The organism is Croceitalea sp. P059 (genome assembly GCF_031846365.1).
GTDB classification, from domain to species: domain Bacteria; phylum Bacteroidota; class Bacteroidia; order Flavobacteriales; family Flavobacteriaceae; genus Croceitalea; species Croceitalea vernalis.
Window position 1 is genome coordinate 119,068 of sequence record NZ_JAVRHW010000004.1, and the last position, 17,518, is coordinate 136,585.

At 34.5% G+C, this 17,518-nt stretch carries 16 protein-coding genes; 11 read left to right on the forward strand and 5 right to left on the reverse strand.

Annotation, left to right across the window (positions count from 1 at the left end):
- The first annotated feature begins 22 nt into the window (after nt 1-22).
- Nucleotides 23-763, forward strand: a complete 741-nt coding sequence (lptB, locus tag RM542_RS13165; RefSeq protein WP_311386212.1) for an LPS export ABC transporter ATP-binding protein — start codon at nt 23-25, stop codon at nt 761-763.
- On the opposite strand, the gene RM542_RS13170 is transcribed toward lptB, so the two are convergent.
- On the reverse strand, nt 760-1,491 hold the full coding sequence (locus RM542_RS13170) for a CDP-alcohol phosphatidyltransferase family protein (RefSeq protein WP_311386213.1): 732 nt from the start codon (nt 1,489-1,491) through the stop codon (nt 760-762). The two genes, lptB and RM542_RS13170, sit on opposite strands and share 4 nt — an antisense overlap.
- A gap of 148 nt (nt 1,492-1,639) precedes the next feature.
- Between RM542_RS13170 and RM542_RS13175 the strand changes: the two genes are divergently transcribed.
- From RM542_RS13175 to RM542_RS13195, 5 genes are all read left to right on the forward strand, one after another.
- The gene (locus RM542_RS13175) at nt 1,640-2,752 is read left to right on the forward strand and encodes a DUF4105 domain-containing protein (protein WP_311386214.1); all 1,113 of its coding nucleotides are present in this window, start codon (nt 1,640-1,642) and stop codon (nt 2,750-2,752) included.
- 24 nt (nt 2,753-2,776) lie between these two features.
- Complete coding sequence (locus RM542_RS13180; RefSeq protein ID WP_311386215.1) at nt 2,777-4,654, forward strand: ABC-F family ATP-binding cassette domain-containing protein; 1,878 nt, start codon at nt 2,777-2,779, stop codon at nt 4,652-4,654.
- Nucleotides 4,655-4,920: 266 nt separating this feature from the next.
- The gene (locus tag RM542_RS13185) at nt 4,921-5,154 is read left to right on the forward strand and encodes a hypothetical protein (RefSeq protein ID WP_311386216.1); all 234 of its coding nucleotides are present in this window, start codon (nt 4,921-4,923) and stop codon (nt 5,152-5,154) included.
- Between the two features lie 164 nt (nt 5,155-5,318).
- Nucleotides 5,319-5,876 (forward strand): cob(I)yrinic acid a,c-diamide adenosyltransferase, encoded by a 558-nt coding sequence (locus tag RM542_RS13190; RefSeq protein ID WP_311386217.1) that lies wholly within the window; start codon nt 5,319-5,321, stop codon nt 5,874-5,876.
- Between the two features lie 125 nt (nt 5,877-6,001).
- Nucleotides 6,002-6,226, forward strand: coding sequence for a DUF2795 domain-containing protein (locus RM542_RS13195; RefSeq protein WP_311386218.1), 225 nt, complete (start codon nt 6,002-6,004; stop codon nt 6,224-6,226).
- A gap of 12 nt (nt 6,227-6,238) precedes the next feature.
- Here the strand turns inward: RM542_RS13195 and RM542_RS13200 are convergent, their stop codons facing one another.
- A complete protein-coding gene (locus RM542_RS13200; RefSeq protein WP_311386219.1) occupies nt 6,239-6,490 on the reverse strand; it encodes a hypothetical protein in 252 nt (83 codons plus the stop codon).
- Between RM542_RS13200 and secA the strand changes: the two genes are divergently transcribed.
- From secA to RM542_RS13220, 4 genes are all read left to right on the forward strand, one after another.
- Nucleotides 6,489-9,851, forward strand: coding sequence for a preprotein translocase subunit SecA (gene secA, locus RM542_RS13205; RefSeq protein WP_311386220.1), 3,363 nt, complete (start codon nt 6,489-6,491; stop codon nt 9,849-9,851). The two genes, RM542_RS13200 and secA, sit on opposite strands and share 2 nt — an antisense overlap.
- A 160-nt stretch (nt 9,852-10,011) precedes the next feature.
- Nucleotides 10,012-10,890, forward strand: a complete 879-nt coding sequence (locus tag RM542_RS13210) for a sensor histidine kinase (protein WP_311386221.1) — start codon at nt 10,012-10,014, stop codon at nt 10,888-10,890.
- A 60-nt stretch (nt 10,891-10,950) separates the two neighbouring features.
- Nucleotides 10,951-13,467 (forward strand): M14 family zinc carboxypeptidase, encoded by a 2,517-nt coding sequence (locus tag RM542_RS13215; RefSeq protein ID WP_311386222.1) that lies wholly within the window; start codon nt 10,951-10,953, stop codon nt 13,465-13,467.
- Nucleotides 13,468-13,473: 6 nt separating this feature from the next.
- On the forward strand, nt 13,474-15,057 hold the full coding sequence (locus RM542_RS13220) for an amidohydrolase family protein (RefSeq protein ID WP_311386223.1): 1,584 nt from the start codon (nt 13,474-13,476) through the stop codon (nt 15,055-15,057).
- Nucleotides 15,058-15,066: 9 nt separating this feature from the next.
- Here the strand turns inward: RM542_RS13220 and RM542_RS13225 are convergent, their stop codons facing one another.
- The 3 genes from RM542_RS13225 to RM542_RS13235 form a co-directional block, all read right to left on the reverse strand.
- Nucleotides 15,067-15,309, reverse strand: coding sequence for a hypothetical protein (locus RM542_RS13225; protein ID WP_311386224.1), 243 nt, complete (start codon nt 15,307-15,309; stop codon nt 15,067-15,069).
- Nucleotides 15,310-15,624: 315 nt separating this feature from the next.
- Nucleotides 15,625-15,867, reverse strand: coding sequence for a hypothetical protein (locus RM542_RS13230; RefSeq protein ID WP_311386225.1), 243 nt, complete (start codon nt 15,865-15,867; stop codon nt 15,625-15,627).
- A 182-nt stretch (nt 15,868-16,049) separates the two neighbouring features.
- Nucleotides 16,050-16,724, reverse strand: a complete 675-nt coding sequence (locus tag RM542_RS13235) for a peptidoglycan DD-metalloendopeptidase family protein (RefSeq protein ID WP_311386226.1) — start codon at nt 16,722-16,724, stop codon at nt 16,050-16,052.
- An 84-nt stretch (nt 16,725-16,808) separates the two neighbouring features.
- On the opposite strand from RM542_RS13235, the gene msrA reads away from it, so the two are divergent.
- On the forward strand, nt 16,809-17,486 hold the full coding sequence (msrA, locus tag RM542_RS13240) for a peptide-methionine (S)-S-oxide reductase MsrA (RefSeq protein ID WP_311386227.1): 678 nt from the start codon (nt 16,809-16,811) through the stop codon (nt 17,484-17,486).
- Nucleotides 17,487-17,518 lie beyond the last annotated feature (32 nt).

Here is a 17,518-nt window from a genome sequence, read left to right on the forward strand (position 1 = left end):
TTATGTTTAGTTTTAGTCACTTATGAAGTTACGTGCTGAAAACATAATGAAAGCCTATCGAGGGCGAAAAGTAGTAAAAGGTATTTCTCTTGAGGTAAACCAAGGTGAAATTGTCGGGTTACTTGGACCCAATGGTGCGGGTAAGACCACTTCTTTTTATATGATTGTAGGACTTATAAAACCCAATGGCGGTCATATTTTCTTGGATGATATGGAAATCACTGATTTTCCTATGTACAAAAGAGCACAGAACGGAATTGGTTATTTAGCACAAGAAGCTTCGGTTTTTAGAAAACTTAGTATCGAAAAAAATATATTGAGCGTTCTACAAACCACTAATCTTTCAAAAAAAGAGCAACACATGAAAATGGAGTCGCTCATTGATGAGTTCGGATTAGGACATATTCGTAAGAACAGAGGTGACTTACTATCTGGTGGTGAGCGCCGAAGAACAGAAATCGCTAGAGCTTTAGCTACAGACCCAAAATTTATTTTATTAGACGAACCATTTGCGGGTGTTGACCCAGTAGCTGTGGAAGATATTCAACGTATTGTGGCTCAATTGAAAAATAAAAATATTGGTATATTAATTACTGATCATAATGTTCAAGAAACCTTGGCGATAACAGAGCGTTCTTATCTTATGTTTGAAGGTGGCATTTTAAAGGCAGGAATACCTGAAGATTTAGCTGAAGACGAAATGGTACGCCAAGTATATCTGGGTCAAAACTTTGAACTTCGAAAAAAGAAACTGGATTTTTAATTCGCTAGAAACTGTTTTTCAATTATCGAGGCTAATATATAACCGACCACAATAAAAGGAATTGCTAGAAATTTCATAGTTAATAAAAGTACTAGGCTACCAATCAAAAACAAGTATTTAATGCCATTATCTTTAAAACTCCAATTCTCAAACTTGAGCGCGAATAATTCTATTCTGGAGTTTAACAAAAAGGCGCTTAAAATTGTCAAACCGATTAAAAACCATTGATTTAAAATTACTACACTTAAGGTTTCATTATTCTGGTAAAACAGTATCAATGGTAATGATAAAATCAATAAAGTATTTGCCGGTGTTGGCAATCCTAGGAAAGAAGAAACTTGGTTCTCATCAACATTAAACTTTGCCAATCTATAAGCTGAGGCTAGTGTAATAATAAAACCAGATAAAGGCAACAACCCAACTTGGCTATGCATGCCGAACAAGTCTAGATTCCATCCGTCTTTTTGAGCCATATTCAACAATTGAAACATAACTATACCAGGTACTACTCCGCTTGTTACCATATCAGCCAATGAGTCTAGCTGAACACCAATCTCGCTTTTTACGTTCAAAATTCGTGCAGCAAATCCATCTAGAAAATCAAAGAAAATACCTAGAAAAACGAAAACTGCAGCAAATTCTAATTGATTCATTACCGCAAAAACAACGGCAACACATCCACAAAAAAGATTGAGTAGCGTAATGAAATTCGGAATATGCTTCTTCATTAGTTTGGTTTTTGTAAAAATAAACTAAAAATTAACTTTTTGATTGCGATTAGATAGCCCTAGAATTTAATTATACTGATATTTGTATTGGATTATTATGAGAACGAGGCTTTTATTTATTTTTCTTTTTTTGCTACAGGCATGTCAAATGCTTCATGCTAAAATTCCTGTTCTTTCTAAAAAAGCTCAAATAAGCGTATTAACTTGTTCCGCTGGTGACCAGCTCTTTTCTTCTTTCGGTCATACCGCTTTTAGAGTACAAGATCCTGAATTAGGTATTGATGTGGTCTACAATTATGGAACGTTTGATTTTAACAAACCAAATTTCTACTTGAATTTTGCCAAAGGCAAATTAATTTATTCGCTTTCCAGAAAAAGTTTTGAAGCTTTTCTTTATGACTATCAGCTTGAAAAAAGATGGATTAAAGAGCAGTTACTTGACTTAAATCAAGAACAAGCGAACCATCTTCTTAAATTTTTTGAAGAAAACTATAAACCTGAAAACAGAGATTATCCATATGATCCCCTATTCAACAACTGTTCCACAATTACCGGCGATATTTTAGAAGAACAAATTGGAAACGCTATCGTTTTCAATGGTTCACATTTAAAAGAATTAATGACCTTTAGACAACTTGTTCATCAACATATTAAAACGAACGAATGGGGTACTTTCGGAATTGATTTAGCATTTGGTGGAATCACTGACAAACAGGCAACAGTGCGTCAACATATGTTTTTGCCATACTATGCGATGTATCAATTGAACAACACAACTTACAATGGCAAACCTCTATTAAGTCGTGAACGAACTATTTCTGATTACCCAGAAAAATCAGACCAAAGTACTTTTTTAACCTCCCCCCTTTTCTGGTTTATGTTTGTTTTGTGCTTTGTAATTGCCATTACTTACCTAGATAAAAAACATGATGGCCAAAATAAATGGTTAGATTTTACCCTGTTCTTTGTTTCAGGACTTGCAGGTTTAATTCTGATGCTTTTGTGGTTTGCAACAGACCACGTTGTTACACAATTAAACTTTAATTTTTTATGGCTGTTACCCACCAATCTAGTGGTAGCTTTTTATATCGTTTCAAAAAAGAAACCAACATGGTTGACGAAATACCTGTGGTTGGCATTGGGCTTAATGGTGGTAATACTTTTAATATGGATATTTAAGATTCAAATACTGTCTCCTTTGAATATTCCTTTACTTCTAATTTTAGCTATTCGGTATCTGTTTTTATTAAAAAAGATATAGTTTTCACCAATCAAAAGTTACCTTATGAATCTTCTTACCGTTGAGAATATTTCAAAATCATATGGTGAATTAGTCTTGTTTTCTAACATTTCCTTCGGAATCAACAAAGACCAAAAGATTGCTCTAATTGCCAAGAACGGAAGCGGCAAAACTTCTATTTTAAATATTATTTCAGGAAAAGAAAGCACGGAAACCGGCCAAATCACTACAAGAAAAGGCATCAAAATATCTTTTTTAGAGCAGGAACCTAACTTAAATCCGAATCTAACTATTGAAGAAACCATATTTGCATCAGGTAATGAAGTTTTAAACGTCATTTCTAGATATGAGCAGGCTGTTTTAAATTCAGATGACCAAGAAGCTTATCAGAAGGCATTTGAGGACATGGATAGATTTCAGGCTTGGGATTTTGAAACGCAATACAAACAAATACTTTTTAAACTCAATTTAACCGAACTTAACCTAAAGGTAAATGTACTATCTGGCGGACAGAAAAAGCGCTTAGCTTTAGCAAATGCTCTTATTAACAAACCTGATTTACTAATTCTAGATGAGCCTACTAATCATCTTGATTTAGAAATGATTGAATGGCTCGAAGAGTTCTTTAAAAAGGAAAATATCACACTCTTTATGGTTACTCACGACCGTTATTTTTTAGAGCGTGTTTGTAATGAAATTATTGAATTAGACAACAATAAACTCTATAGCTATAAAGGCAACTATTCGTATTATTTAGAGAAAAGGGAGGCCAGATTAGAGCGTGAAGCAGTTGAGCAACATAAAAATAAAATTCTATTTAAAAAAGAATTAGACTGGATGCGACGCCAACCCAAAGCAAGAACGACCAAGTCTAAATCTCGTATTGATGATTTTCATGAAATAAAGTCAAGGGCAAACAAAAGAAGACAAGAACATGAGGTTCAATTAGAATTGAACATGGAACGTTTAGGCAGTAAAATTGTAGAGCTTCACAATGTCGCCAAAGCTTATGGAAAGAAAGTTTTACTAGATAAGTTTGATTATAGTTTCACAAAAGGTGAACGCATAGGGATCATTGGCAAAAATGGTACTGGCAAGTCAACTTTTTTAAATGTTCTTACCGGGACAGAAGCTATAGATGGGGGCAAAATTGTAATTGGTGACACTATAAAATTTGGCTATTACACTCAAAAAGGAATTACACCTAAAGAAGGCCAAAAAGTAATCGACATCATAAGAGAATTTGGCGATTTTATTCCACTTAAAAAAGGAAGACAAATATCGGCACAACAACTATTAGAACGTTTTCTATTTGATCGTAAAAAACAGTACGATTTTGTTGAAAAATTGAGTGGAGGTGAACGAAAACGCCTTTATTTATGTACCGTGTTAATTCAAAATCCTAATTTTTTAATTTTAGACGAACCTACTAATGACCTAGATATTGTAACTCTAAACGTTTTGGAAAGTTTTCTCTTAGATTTTCCCGGATGTTTACTAGTTGTTTCACATGATCGCTACTTTATGGATAAAATTGTCGATCATCTTTTTGTTTTTCAAGGCGATGGTATTGTAGAAGATTTTCCTGGCAACTATTCAGATTACAGGGTTTATGAAAATAGTATGGCCTTGGAAAAAAGAGAAGCAAAAAATAAAAGCTCCGAAAAGACTGAAAAAGTTAATTGGAAAGAAAAAGATGAGTCAAAAAAACTTTCATATCAAGAACAGAAAGAATACAATAAATTAGAAAAAGAAATTCAAAAACTTGAAGAACAAAAAGCTGAAGTTCAGAATAAATTTACCGACGATTCTCTTTCAGGAGATGATATAAATGAACTTTCTATAAAACTAGGTGAACTTGACAGTGAAATTGAAAACAAAACTGAACGTTGGTTTGAACTAGGTTCAATAATTGAGGGTTAATGTTTTTCCGTTTTATTTCTTATTTGAACTTTCTACGTCATTCGACTAATCAGCATGATGTTCACTCCCCTTTCGTTTACAATTATTTAACTAATTGCCTGTACCAAAAACCAAGAAAGTCTAAAAAAAAGTGCTTAGATGTTCTTTTAAAAAGTCTTGAATATTTCAAATTCAAGAAAGTTAAGATTCAAGAGAACGATGAATATAAATCCAAGATAAAGCTTCAATTTTCGAACTTAATTTGGGATTCATCCAAAATAGAACTGATGTACTTTAAATCAACGAAGTATACAAATCCTACAGAGCTATTGAAAGACGTAGAGATTAATAATGGAACTCTACTATTTTTTGATAATATTTACAGAAGCCCTGAAGAACATTTTTATTGGAAGAACTTTGTGCATTGGAATAAAGCGACAGTTACAATTGACTTGTACTATTGCGGACTTGTCTTTTTAAGAAAAGAACAAGCTAAAGAACATTTTACAATACGGATTTAAAAAAGTAATTTGGGTTATTAAAGTACTCTATAAATGAATAATATCGTTTTTTACATTTTAGCCGTATTAGCGCTCATTTACTTTGTGGTTTTATTTAAGAACAAACGCAACAGCAGAAGGCGCAAATCAAGATCTTTTATGGATGGCAAAAGAAGGCATGACAAATGAAAATCTATACTAAAACAGGTGATAAAGCTACAACCGCTCTTTTTACAGGAAAAAGAGTATCAAAACATCATATCAGAATTGAAAGTTATGGTACCATGGATGAGTTAAATTCTTTTTTGGGTTTAATACGTGACCAGAAAATTGATAGTATCTCAAAACAGAACCTGACTATAATTCAAAATAAGTTATTTACAGTCGGTGCAATTTTAGCCACAGAACCAAAAAAGGATAATCGTTTAAAAATACCGAGAATACTTAACCAAGACATATCCTTATTAGAAAACCAAATGGATTTAATGAATGAAGAGCTGCCTGAAATGACACATTTTATTCTTCCAGGTGGGCACACAACGGTGTCATACTGTCATATTGCAAGAACAGTTTGTCGTCGTGCAGAACGAATGATTTCTTATTTAAATGAGAATGAGCCAGTACCTGAAAATCTGCTCGCTTATATCAATAGATTATCTGACTACCTTTTTGTATTGGCACGAAAGTTGTCAAAAGATTTACAAGCCGAAGAAGTCAAGTGGATTCCTGAAAAACTAGACTAATAAATTTCCAAATTAAACGTTACAAATTTATTAAGTTGAAAATATTTTTTAAATAATCTGAAAATTGCTTGGCAGATTGGGTTTAAAAATTATTTTTGCAAAAAATTTAAAATCAAACCATTACTATGTATTGGACATTAGAACTAGCATCTTATTTAAGTGATGCACCTTGGCCAGCCACAAAAGACGAGTTGATTGATTACGCAATTAGAACTGGAGCTCCGTTAGAAGTTGTAGAGAACTTGCAGTCAATGGAAGAAGAAGGTGGTGAAATCTACGAATCAATCGAAGAAATCTGGCCCGACTATCCAACGGATGAAGATTACCTCTGGAACGAGGATGAATATTAATAACAAATAAGTTTAAAACAAAGAAAGCCTCATTTTATTGAGGCTTTTTTTTATTACTTCTTTTTGTTGATTAATAACGCCGATTACTCGCATTAGACGGTAGTCTGCAACTACATAGGCAAAAAGATGGTATCGAAAGCTAATTTTGCTACCAATACCGTTGAGTTTAAAAGAGTTCTGTGTAATTTTGGCAGCCAAGTTGACATAAATGGTCAAACTTGACAATGGAACAGCTTTTGCTGAATAAAACAAAAAATCACCCATGAGTATTTTAAATTCTGTACTGAAGGTCTTTGTAGGAGATAAATCGGAGAAAGATGTAAAATCAATGCAACCTTTGGTCAAAAAGATAAAATCTTTTGAACAAGCAATGGAGGCGTTAAGTCATGATGAGTTACGTCAAAAGACACTTGATTTCAAAGCCAAAATAGCAGAAAGTTGTAAAGAAATCAATGGAAAGATTACAACTTTAAAAGAAGAAGTTGAAACCTCTTCTGATATTGATAGAAATGAAGAAATCTATTCTGAAATTGATAAACTTAACGAAGAAGCTTATAAAATTTCTGAAGATGTTTTAAATGATATTCTACCTGAGGCCTTTGCTGTAGTAAAAGAAACCGCAAAACGTTTTGCTCATAACGAAACGCTAACCGTAACAGCTTCAGAATTTGACCGCTCTTTATCAGGTTCGGCTGACTATGTAATATTAGAGGGTGATAAAGCTACCTGGAAGAACTCTTGGGACGCCGCAGGAAAAGAGGTTACATGGGACATGATACATTATGATGTTCAGCTAATTGGTGGTATCGCATTGCATCAAGGTAAAATCGCAGAAATGCAAACTGGTGAGGGTAAAACCTTGGTTGCAACTCTACCACTCTATCTAAACGCGCTTCCCGGTAAAGGTGCACATTTGGTAACGGTAAATGATTACTTAGCAAAACGTGATAGTGCCTGGATGGCTCCTATATTTCAATTTCACGGACTTTCAATTGACTGTGTAGACAAACACCAACCTAATTCAGAAGGTAGACGTAAGGCTTATAACGCCGATATTACCTACGGTACAAACAATGAATTTGGTTTTGATTATCTACGTGATAATATGGCACATACACCTGATGATTTGGTACAACCACCTCACCACTATGCTATTGTTGATGAAGTAGATTCTGTATTAGTTGATGACGCTAGAACACCACTAATCATTTCTGGTCCAGTACCGGAAGGAGACCGTCATGAATTTAATGAGTTAAAACCACAAGTATCTAACATAGTTCAAAAACAACGTCAACATTTGACAGGGGTTTTGGCCGAAGCTAAAAAATTAATAAAAGAAGGAGACACCAAAGAAGGCGGATTTTTACTTTTACGTGTTCATAGAGGACTCCCGAAAAACAAAGCTCTCATTAAGTTTTTAAGTGAAGAAGGGGTAAAACAGTTGTTACAGAAGACAGAGAACTTCTATATGCAAGACAACAACCGAGAAATGCCAAAAGTTGATGAAGACTTATTATTCACTATAGAAGAAAAGAATAATCAAATTGAACTTACCGATAAAGGGATTGAATACATCTCTGGGGACGGAGATAAAGACTTTTTCGTAATGCCTGATATTGGCGGAGAAATAGCAAAAATTGAGAATCAGGATCTTGAGATTGAAAAAGAAGCTGAACTTAAAGATGAGCTTTTTAAAGAGTTTGCTGTGAAAAGTGAGCGAATTCATACCATGAGTCAATTACTAAAAGCATATACCCTATTTGAAAAAGATGTGGAGTATGTTGTGATGGAAAATAAGGTCATGATTGTTGATGAACAGACTGGTCGTATTATGGATGGTCGTCGATACTCAGATGGTTTACACCAAGCTATTGAGGCAAAAGAGAATGTTAAGATCGAGGCATTGACTCAAACTTTTGCAACAATAACATTACAGAATTACTTCAGAATGTATAACAAGTTAGCAGGTATGACCGGTACTGCAGTGACTGAAGCTGGTGAGTTCTGGGAAATTTACAAATTAGATGTGGTTGAAATTCCTACCAACAGACCAATTGCTCGTGATGACAGGCACGATTTAATTTATAAAACAAAACGAGAAAAGTATAATGCAATTATTGAAGAAGTAACACAACTTTCAAAAGCTGGACGCCCAGTTTTGATTGGTACGACTTCAGTTGAAATTTCAGAATTACTATCAAAATTATTAAGCGTGCGAAAAATTCCACATAATGTACTAAATGCCAAACTCCATAAAAGAGAGGCAGATGTAGTAGCTGAAGCAGGGCAAGGTGGCATTGTGACAATTGCAACCAATATGGCAGGTCGTGGTACAGATATTAAACTTTCTAATGAGGTAAAAGCCGCGGGTGGTTTGGCCATAGTCGGAACGGAACGTCATGATTCAAGGCGAGTAGACAGACAGCTACGAGGTCGTTCTGGTCGTCAAGGTGATCCTGGAAGCTCACAGTTCTATGTTTCTTTAGAAGATAATTTGATGCGCTTATTTGGTTCGGACCGTGTCGCCAAAATGATGGATAGAATGGGCCTTGAAGAAGGCGAAGTAATTCAACATTCCATGATGACGAAGTCAATTGAACGTGCTCAGAAAAAAGTTGAAGAAAACAACTTTGGCATTCGTAAGCGCTTATTAGAATATGATGATGTAATGAATGCGCAACGAGAGGTTGTTTATAAGCGTAGACGTCATGCTATTCAAGGTGAACGTCTAAAAGTTGATATCGCAAATATGATTTATGATACTTGCGAAGTGATAACTGAAACTAACAAAGCAGCGGATGACTTCAAAAATTTTGAATTTGAATTAATCAAGTACTTCTCCGTTACTTCACCGGTAGCCGAAGAAGAATTCAATAAACTTGGATTTCAAGAAATTGCGAACCAAGTTTATAAAGTAGCCTATGACCATTATCAAGAAAAAATGGAGCGAAGTGCAAAACAAGCATTTCCGGTTATTAAAAATGTTTATGAAGATCAGTCGAATAAATTTGAGCGCATTGTTGTGCCTTTCACTGATGGTGTAAAGTCTTTAAATGTTGTAACTAATCTTAAGAATGCCTACGAGAGTAATGGAAAGCAGCTAGTAACTGATTTTGAAAAAAATATAACGCTTGCCATTATTGATGATTCTTGGAAAACTCATTTACGTAAAATGGATGAGTTAAAACAATCCGTACAATTAGCAGTTCACGAACAAAAAGACCCGCTACTCATTTATAAATTTGAAGCTTTTGAGTTGTTTAAAAGCATGATCGACAAAGTAAATAAAGAGGTTATTTCGTTTTTATTTAAAGGTGAACTTCCTGCAGAAAACTCTAACCAAATTCAAGAGGCTAGAAGTGTCAAAAGACCAAAGGAGAACATTAAAATGAGTAAGGAAGAAATTCCTAATAGCGATGAATTAGCAGCTCAAAACAGAGCTGCGGGCCAAACACAAGGTCAACGTCCACAAAAAACGGAAACAATAACTAGAGAGCGTCCAAAAATTGGTAGAAATGATAGAGTAACGATAAAAAATGTGATGTCAGGTGAAAGCAAAACTGTTAAATACAAGCAAGCTGAGCCCCTTATCGCAAAAGGAGAATGGGTTTTAATTGAAGGTTAAATAAACTCTAGAAAATTTAAAATTGTTAAAACGGTGACCAAAATTTGGTCGCCGTTTTTGATTATGTAATAAAACATATTTAGATTTACATTTGATTTTTACCCCAAAATCGTATTTATGTTTGACTTTTTAAGTCATCTTTGAATAACCTAAAACGTACATGAAAAACCTTAGCGACGAAAATCAACATCCAAAGAGCAAAAGCGGGATGTTTGAGACTTTAAATTATATAGCCGGATTTATGGCTATTGCTTTAGGGATATTCTCATTTACTAAAGGTTATCAACTAGGTTTTCTTGTAGTTTTAGTATTTTTAGGAGTACTATTTATTGCTACCGCCTTGTTCTTAAAATCTATTAAGAATGATAATACTTCAGCTAAGGTCTTAGAACATAAACTACATGAAAAAGAAACTTTACTAAAAGAAGTACACCATCGCGTAAAGAATAACCTACAGACGGTTTCAAGTTTATTGAGTTTACAATCTCGTTCTATAGAAGATAAAAAAATCAGCAGTATTATTAAAAGTAGTCAAAACCGTGTAGTTTCAATGGCTATGGTTCATGAAATGCTTTATAAACGTGATGACTACACATCTAAAGTTGAATTAAAACCTTACGTTGAAGAGCTTTGCGAATATTTATTACGCTCGGTAAAAGGCAATGAAAATAATATTACAACCAAACTAGATATTGGTGATTTTAAATTAAGTATTGACACCGTAATTCCGTTAGGCCTAATTATCAACGAAACGGTGACCAATGCACTTAAATATGGTCTTCCAGAAGATGTTAAGGGCGAAATATTAGTAAAACTATCTAAAAAGGGAGTCAATACCTATCAAATGTATCTTGGAGATAACGGTATTGGATTTCCTGAAGACATCAATCCTAAAAACACTAAATCATTAGGTCTTAAGTTAATTCATAATTTATCAAGGCAACTTCGAGGCAGTGTTCAAAGAGATACTAAAAGTGCTGGAACTTATTATCAAATAACTTTTGAAGAAGTTATTGATGATTTTAATTCAGTTGATTAAGTGGTATTTTTTGAACTAGTTCTTTATCTTTAAAAACTAACTCAAAAGACTACCAGCCCAATGTTCAAGAAACTCCTTCTTGTAGCACTATGTATTAGTGGTACACTTTCCGCTCAAGATTATTTTTTAGAAAAATACAAACCTTTTAATACCGAAATTCCTTCGCCTGAGCAGTTTTTAGGCTATGGTATTGGAGAACATCATACCAGACATGACTTAATTGTCGCTTATTTAACAAAGCTTGCGGAGGTTTCTGAACGTGCTAGTATCTATGAATATGGCAAAACACATGAAGGACGTAAATTGGTAATACTTACCATTACCACACCTGAAAATCTTCAAAATCTTGATAATATAAAAGAGCAACACTTAGCTTTTACAGACCCTTCTAAGTCTGTTTCCAACTATAATGATGTACCAATCTTTATTAATTTGGCTTATAATGTTCACGGTAATGAGCCTTCAAGTTCTGAAGCAGCTTTACTAGCGGCTTATACTTTTGTTGCCTCAGATAGCCCTGAAATAAGTAAGTATTTGAATAATTCTATAATAATGGTTGACCCAACTATTAATCCGGATGGGCGCGATAGACATACCCAATATGCTAACATGTATCAAGGTAGTCCTCTGGTTGCAGACCCACAAGATGCTGAACATAATGAATATTGGCCGAGAGGGCGAACAAACCACTATTGGTTTGATTTGAACAGAGATTGGCTATTAGGTATAAATCCTGAAAGTCGTGGTAAACTAACTTGGTACCATGAATGGTATCCTAATGTAGTGACAGATTTCCATGAAATGGGTAGTCAGAGCTCTTACTTTTTTGAACCAATGAAAGTGAACGCATCGCAAGATCCGATTATGCCAAAAGAAAATTATGAAGATTTGAACAATCTATTTGGTGATTATTTTGCCAGTGCTTTAGATAGTATCGGATCATTTTACTTCACAAAAGAAGTTTTTGATGGTACCTACCCTGGTTACGGGTCTTCATACCCTGATTTACAAGGTGGTTTGGGACTTTTATTCGAACAAGCAAGTTCTCGAGGGCACAAGCAAAAAACAAAATTCGGTGAAATCACTTTTCCTTTCACGATTAGAAATCAATTCACATCAAGTATAACAACAGTTAGAGCGGCTGTCGAGAACAAAGGAATGCTGAGAAAATACCAACAAGATTTCTTTAAAAGTGCCTTAGGTAACGCCTCTAGAAGTAAAATTCGAGGATATATTTTTAAGGATGATTATGACAAAAATCGAGAGAAGGCATTTATAGACAAACTTTTATTGCACAAAATTGATGTATACAAATCTGGTAATCAATTTGTAGTACCAACTAACCAACCTCAATACCGAATGGTGCAAACTATGTTTGAAACCTATTCTAAATATCGTGACAGTGTTTACTATGATGCTTCAGCTTGGTCAGTGGCTAATTTCTACAACATGAAATACAAGCCCGTCACCAGTTTAAATAAAGGTGAAAAAATAACTACTACTGCTGATCTAGTGAAGACATCAACCGTTAAGAAAACGGACTATGCATATATCATTAATTATGATGATTATAATGCGACGACTGCATTAAACTACTTACAGCAAAACGAAATTGTGGTTTCTTCTTCATTTAAACCTTTTACGACTACAACGAATAAAGGTCTGACTACTTTTAACTATGGTACACTTGTTATTCCAGTAAGTCTTCAAAAGAAAGGTTCTGATGATGTTTTTAAACTGGTTCAAAAGGCTCAACAAAAATTTCAAGTAGATGTACATAGTGTAAATTCAGGCTATAGCAATAAAGGGATTGATTTAGGTAGCCGGTATGTTTCTCCTATCACCAAACCAAAAGCAATGATGCTCATTGGCGATGGTGTTCGCTCATATGAAGCAGGTGAGGTATGGCATTTACTAGATACAAGAGTTCATATGCCTATCACTAAAATTCCAATGCGCAATTTCAATCGTGCAAATATGGATAAATACAATACCCTTGTTATGGTATCAGGTAACTATAATCTAAACAAAAAGCAGCGCGAAAAAATTAAAACTTGGGTTAGCAAAGGAAACACCTTAATAACCATAGGAAGTGCTTCAAAATGGGTAATCAATAAAAAACTAGTAAATGAAAAGCTTACAGAAGGAGCTAAAAAAGATAGTTCAGAAATAGCAGAAAGAAAACCTTATGTTGATGCTGGTGAAAATATTGGAAAGGAAAGTGTTGGTGGTGCTATTTTTAAAGTAGATTTAGATTTGACTCACCCCCTAGCCTTTGGGTATAGAGATACTCAAATTCCGGTTTATAAAAATAATTCCGTTTGGTTAGCACCCAGTAAAAATGAATATGCTACGGTTGCCAAATACACTCAAAACCCTCACATTGATGGCTTCATTACAAAAAAGAACAAAGAAGAATTTTTAAAACCTTCGGCTTCATTGGTAGTAAGTAAAGTTGGAAGAGGGCGTGTTGTACTTTTCGCTGATAATCCAAATTTTAGAGGCAGTTGGTATGGTACAAACCGTTTATTTTTAAACGCCTTGTTTTTAGGAGATAAAATTAGAATACCAGAATAAATTATTATGAAAAAATTACTGACATTAATCTTCGCAATTACTCTTATAACTAATATTTTTTCACAAGAAAAACTAAGTGAAGGACCTTTTAATCAGTTAATAATAAGAGGAGTAACCCTCATAAATGGAAATGGTGCGCCTCCAAGAGGGCCTATTGATATTGTAGTTGAAAACAACAAGATTGTAAAAATTCAAGTTGTTGGTTATCCCGGGGTTGCTATAAATGAAAATAAACGACCTAAACTTAAACAAGGAGGAAAAGAGCTGGATTGCACAGGGATGTACTTAATGCCTGGCTTTGTCGATATGCATGGACATATAGGAGGAGTTTCTCAAGGAGCTGACTATGATTATGTTTTTAAACTTTGGATGGCACATGGTATTACAACGGTACGCGAACCTAGTGGTCGTGGCGTAGATTGGGCACTAGATTTAAAACGAAAAAGTGAAAAGAATGAAATTATAGCACCAAGGGTATTTGCTTATACGGGTTTTGGGCAAAGCTCCGGTAGTTTTAATCCTTTGAATGATGCTCCAATTAGCACGCCAGAGCAAGCTCGAAAATGGGTGCGTGCAAATGCTGAACGTGGTGCCGATGGAATTAAGTTTTTTGGTGCTGCTCCTGAAATCATGGCTGCAGCCCTTGATGAAAACAAAAAATTGGGATTACGCTCTGCTTGTCATCATGCTCAACTCGACGTAGCACGCTGGAATGTTTTAAATTCAGCGAGGGCTGGTCTAACAAGTATGGAACATTGGTATGGACTACCAGAAGCTTTGTTTGATGATAAAACCGTACAAGACTATCCTTTAGACTATAACTATCAAAATGAACAAGATCGTTTTGAAGAAGCAGGTAAACTATGGAAGCAAGCGGCAAAACCATATTCTGAGCATTGGAATAATGTAATGAACGAGTTAATTAGTTTAGATTTCACCTTAGACCCCACGTTTAATATTTATGAAGCCAGTAGAGATTTACAAAGAGCGCGAAGAGCTGAATGGCATGAAGATTATACCTTACCATCGCTTTGGGAGTTCTACCAACCAAGCAAAATTAGCCATGGGTCTTATTGGCATGACTGGGGTACTGAACAAGAGGTCGCTTGGCGAGAGAATTATAAACTTTGGATGACTTTCGTAAATGAATATAAAAACCGTGGAGGTCGCGTTACAACAGGTTCAGATTCTGGTTTTATATTCCAGTTATATGGCTTTGCTTATGTTCGAGAACTAGAGTTATTAAGAGAGGCCGGTTTTCATCCTTTAGAAATTATTAGGTCTGCCACTTTAAATGGTGCAGAAGCATTAGGTATGGATTCTAAAATTGGTACTGTTGAAGTAGGTAAACTTGCTGATTTTGCAATTGTTGAAGAGAACCCTTTACAAAACTTAAAAGTACTTTATGGAACCGGAGCGGTAAAACTTACTGAAGATAATGAGGTAGTTCGTGTTGGTGGAGTCAAATACACCATTAAAGACGGAATTATTTTTGACGCGAAGGCTCTTTTAAAAGATGTAAAAACAACAGTAGCGAAGCAAAAAGAAAAAGAGAACTACATAATAAAACAACCTGGGGTAAAAAATTAAAAGTTATCATTAGGCCATTTTAGATTTGTTTCTTTTCGTCTTAAAAGCTAAAGCTTTCTTTACTCTAGAATTTTTAAACATATAAAGTCTAGCTACCTCTGTTTCAGTTTTGATTTCTTTAGCAACTTTAACGGTAACATTCATTTCAATTGATACAGTAATAGTTTCTACTTTAACTTCTTTAGTAGAGTTCTGTGCAAATGCTGTAGGAGTGAAGAAGATTACTGCGATAAAGGTTAAAATTGCTTTCATAACTTGGGTTGTTTTACTTTGTAAATGTACCCTGAGGTCAATGTAGAAGCCAGATAACTCGTTTTAGAACAAGAATTACTCGTTTAAAAACATGAAAACAGATGAAGTGTAAAAAACCATCGATAACGGTTTTCAAACCGATGAACAGCACACCGAACTGATGTGTATTTAATCGATATTAAAAGATAGATATAATTGTGGTTTAGCTATTTTTTGATAGGGGCTTCAGCTTCCTTTAGAGAAAGTAGAGATGCGGTAATTACAAAAATTGTACTCAAGACTAAGGTTACTGGTACTAAGATTGTTTCTAACATATTAAGCCAATTTTGATTTGTTTCTTTTAGTTCTAAAAGCCAAAGCTTTCTTTATTCTAGAATTTTTAAACATATAAAGCCTAGCAACCTCTGTTTCAGTTTTGATTTCTTCAGTCAATTCATTCTCAACATTTAATTCAACAGAAGTAGTAGTTGTTTCAACTTTTACTTCTTCTATAGTGCTTTGTGTAAATGCTGAAGTAGTAAAGAAAATTACTGCGATAAAGGTTAAAATGACTTTCATAACTTGGGTTGTTTTACTTTGTAAATGTACCCTGAGACCAATGCAGTGGCGAGATAACTCGTTTTACAACAATATTTATTCGTTTAAAAACACAAGTTGGGATAAAGTGTAAAAAAGCATCGACAACGGTTTTTAACGAGCTGAACAGCACACCGAAAGCAGGTGCATTTAGTCGATGTTTTCTAGTAAAGCCTTAAAAGAAGATTCGGATCTGGGCAGTTGTTTTTATAAAAAGCTAAATCCATTTGACTACAAACACCGGGGTAATCACCTGTATAGCCTTGAAGATTAAGAATAAGTTGAAAATGAAGATGAGGAGCATAGTTCACGTTAATGGCAGGAGACCCTAATAAAGCAAGTTTGTCACCAGCCTTAAATCGTTTACCTATATATATGTTATCGAGTGATTCAATTGAAAGGTGGCCATATAAAGAATAGTAAGTACTATCAATTGTCTTATGTTCTAGTATAATTGTTGGTCCATAATTACCTATATCGTCATTATTCTGAAAACTATGTACAACCCCCTCAACAGGAACTAATACTTTGGTGCCCTGCTCACACCAGAAATCAACACCCAAATGAATGTTTCTAGATTCCCCTTCAGAAAACCGACTAGAATTTGCATATAAATTACGTTTCTCAAGATATCCGCCATAGGCGACCATCCCTCCGCTCTTAACTAATGTTGCATCTATATAAAGCTGGCAATCTTCAGGATTGGTAATATCCAAAGTATTTAGTGCGCTATTCGACGATGACAAATCAATAGGATGATATTTGGCAAGAGGTATTGAAGCATCTAAAATTGAAATTGGTCTTATAGACGTAGTTTTAAATAAATTGTCTCTATCCATCCCTTCAATACAAGCTTAACATTTTTTAACGTCTTCTAATGTAATTGGTGTTATACTTTCGCAACTAAAAGCAAAAATCTAATCATGAAGATAGCCAGAAATATAGTTTTAGTTCCTCTAATAATGTTATTTGTAAGTTGCCAAGCAAAAGTAAAAGACAAACCATTAACAGAAAACCAACTTACTGAAAAAACAATTTTATCTGCTGAGGTGCTTCAAAAGTATGACACTGCCTATTTCGCCAGTGGTTGTTTTTGGTGTGTAGAAGCAGTCTTTGAAAGCGTAAAAGGTGTTAAAGAAGTGGTATCTGGCTATTCCGGAGGAAAAGAACAAAACCCCACTTACGAACAAGTTGCTTATGGAAGAACTGGGCATGCTGAGGCAGTTGAAATTTTTTATGATTCAAAAATTATCTCTTTTGAAGAGCTTGTTCAAGTATTCTTCGGTTCTCATGACCCAACAACATATAATCGTCAAGGTCCGGATAGAGGCGCTCAATACCGCTCTATTGCCTTTTTTAAAAATAATTCTGAAGAAAAGGCTATACGAAACTATATTGAAGCTTTAGAAAAAGAAATGCTTTATGACGCCCCGATTGTAACGCAAGTAGTTGCTTTTGAAAAATTTTGGAAAGCTGAAGAATATCATCAAGATTTTGAAAGAAATAATCCGAATCAATCTTACGTAAGAGCAGTTTCAGTACCTCGGCTAAACAGATTTAAGGCAAATTTTAAATCATTTTTAAAAGAAGATAGTCATTAAGGGAATTTAATTAGGTCAATTGATTTGAGATA

Bases quoted from the DNA above. Each gene is read 5' to 3' on its own strand.
- lptB (WP_311386212.1), top strand. From the start codon at position 23: ATGAAGTTACGTGCTGAAAACATAATGAAAGCCTATCGAGGGCGAAAA.
- RM542_RS13170 (WP_311386213.1), bottom strand. From the start codon at position 1,491: ATGAAGAAGCATATTCCGAATTTCATTACGCTACTCAATCTTTTTTGT.
- RM542_RS13175 (WP_311386214.1), top strand. From the start codon at position 1,640: ATGCTTCATGCTAAAATTCCTGTTCTTTCTAAAAAAGCTCAAATAAGC.
- RM542_RS13180 (WP_311386215.1), top strand. From the start codon at position 2,777: ATGAATCTTCTTACCGTTGAGAATATTTCAAAATCATATGGTGAATTA.
- RM542_RS13185 (WP_311386216.1), top strand. From the start codon at position 4,921: ATGTACTTTAAATCAACGAAGTATACAAATCCTACAGAGCTATTGAAA.
- RM542_RS13190 (WP_311386217.1), top strand. From the start codon at position 5,319: ATGAAAATCTATACTAAAACAGGTGATAAAGCTACAACCGCTCTTTTT.
- RM542_RS13195 (WP_311386218.1), top strand. From the start codon at position 6,002: ATGTATTGGACATTAGAACTAGCATCTTATTTAAGTGATGCACCTTGG.
- secA (WP_311386220.1), top strand. From the start codon at position 6,489: ATGAGTATTTTAAATTCTGTACTGAAGGTCTTTGTAGGAGATAAATCG.
- RM542_RS13200 (WP_311386219.1), bottom strand. From the start codon at position 6,490: ATGGGTGATTTTTTGTTTTATTCAGCAAAAGCTGTTCCATTGTCAAGT.
- RM542_RS13210 (WP_311386221.1), top strand. From the start codon at position 10,012: ATGAAAAACCTTAGCGACGAAAATCAACATCCAAAGAGCAAAAGCGGG.
- RM542_RS13215 (WP_311386222.1), top strand. From the start codon at position 10,951: ATGTTCAAGAAACTCCTTCTTGTAGCACTATGTATTAGTGGTACACTT.
- RM542_RS13220 (WP_311386223.1), top strand. From the start codon at position 13,474: ATGAAAAAATTACTGACATTAATCTTCGCAATTACTCTTATAACTAAT.
- RM542_RS13225 (WP_311386224.1), bottom strand. From the start codon at position 15,309: ATGAAAGCAATTTTAACCTTTATCGCAGTAATCTTCTTCACTCCTACA.
- RM542_RS13230 (WP_311386225.1), bottom strand. From the start codon at position 15,867: ATGAAAGTCATTTTAACCTTTATCGCAGTAATTTTCTTTACTACTTCA.
- RM542_RS13235 (WP_311386226.1), bottom strand. From the start codon at position 16,724: ATGGATAGAGACAATTTATTTAAAACTACGTCTATAAGACCAATTTCA.
- msrA (WP_311386227.1), top strand. From the start codon at position 16,809: ATGAAGATAGCCAGAAATATAGTTTTAGTTCCTCTAATAATGTTATTT.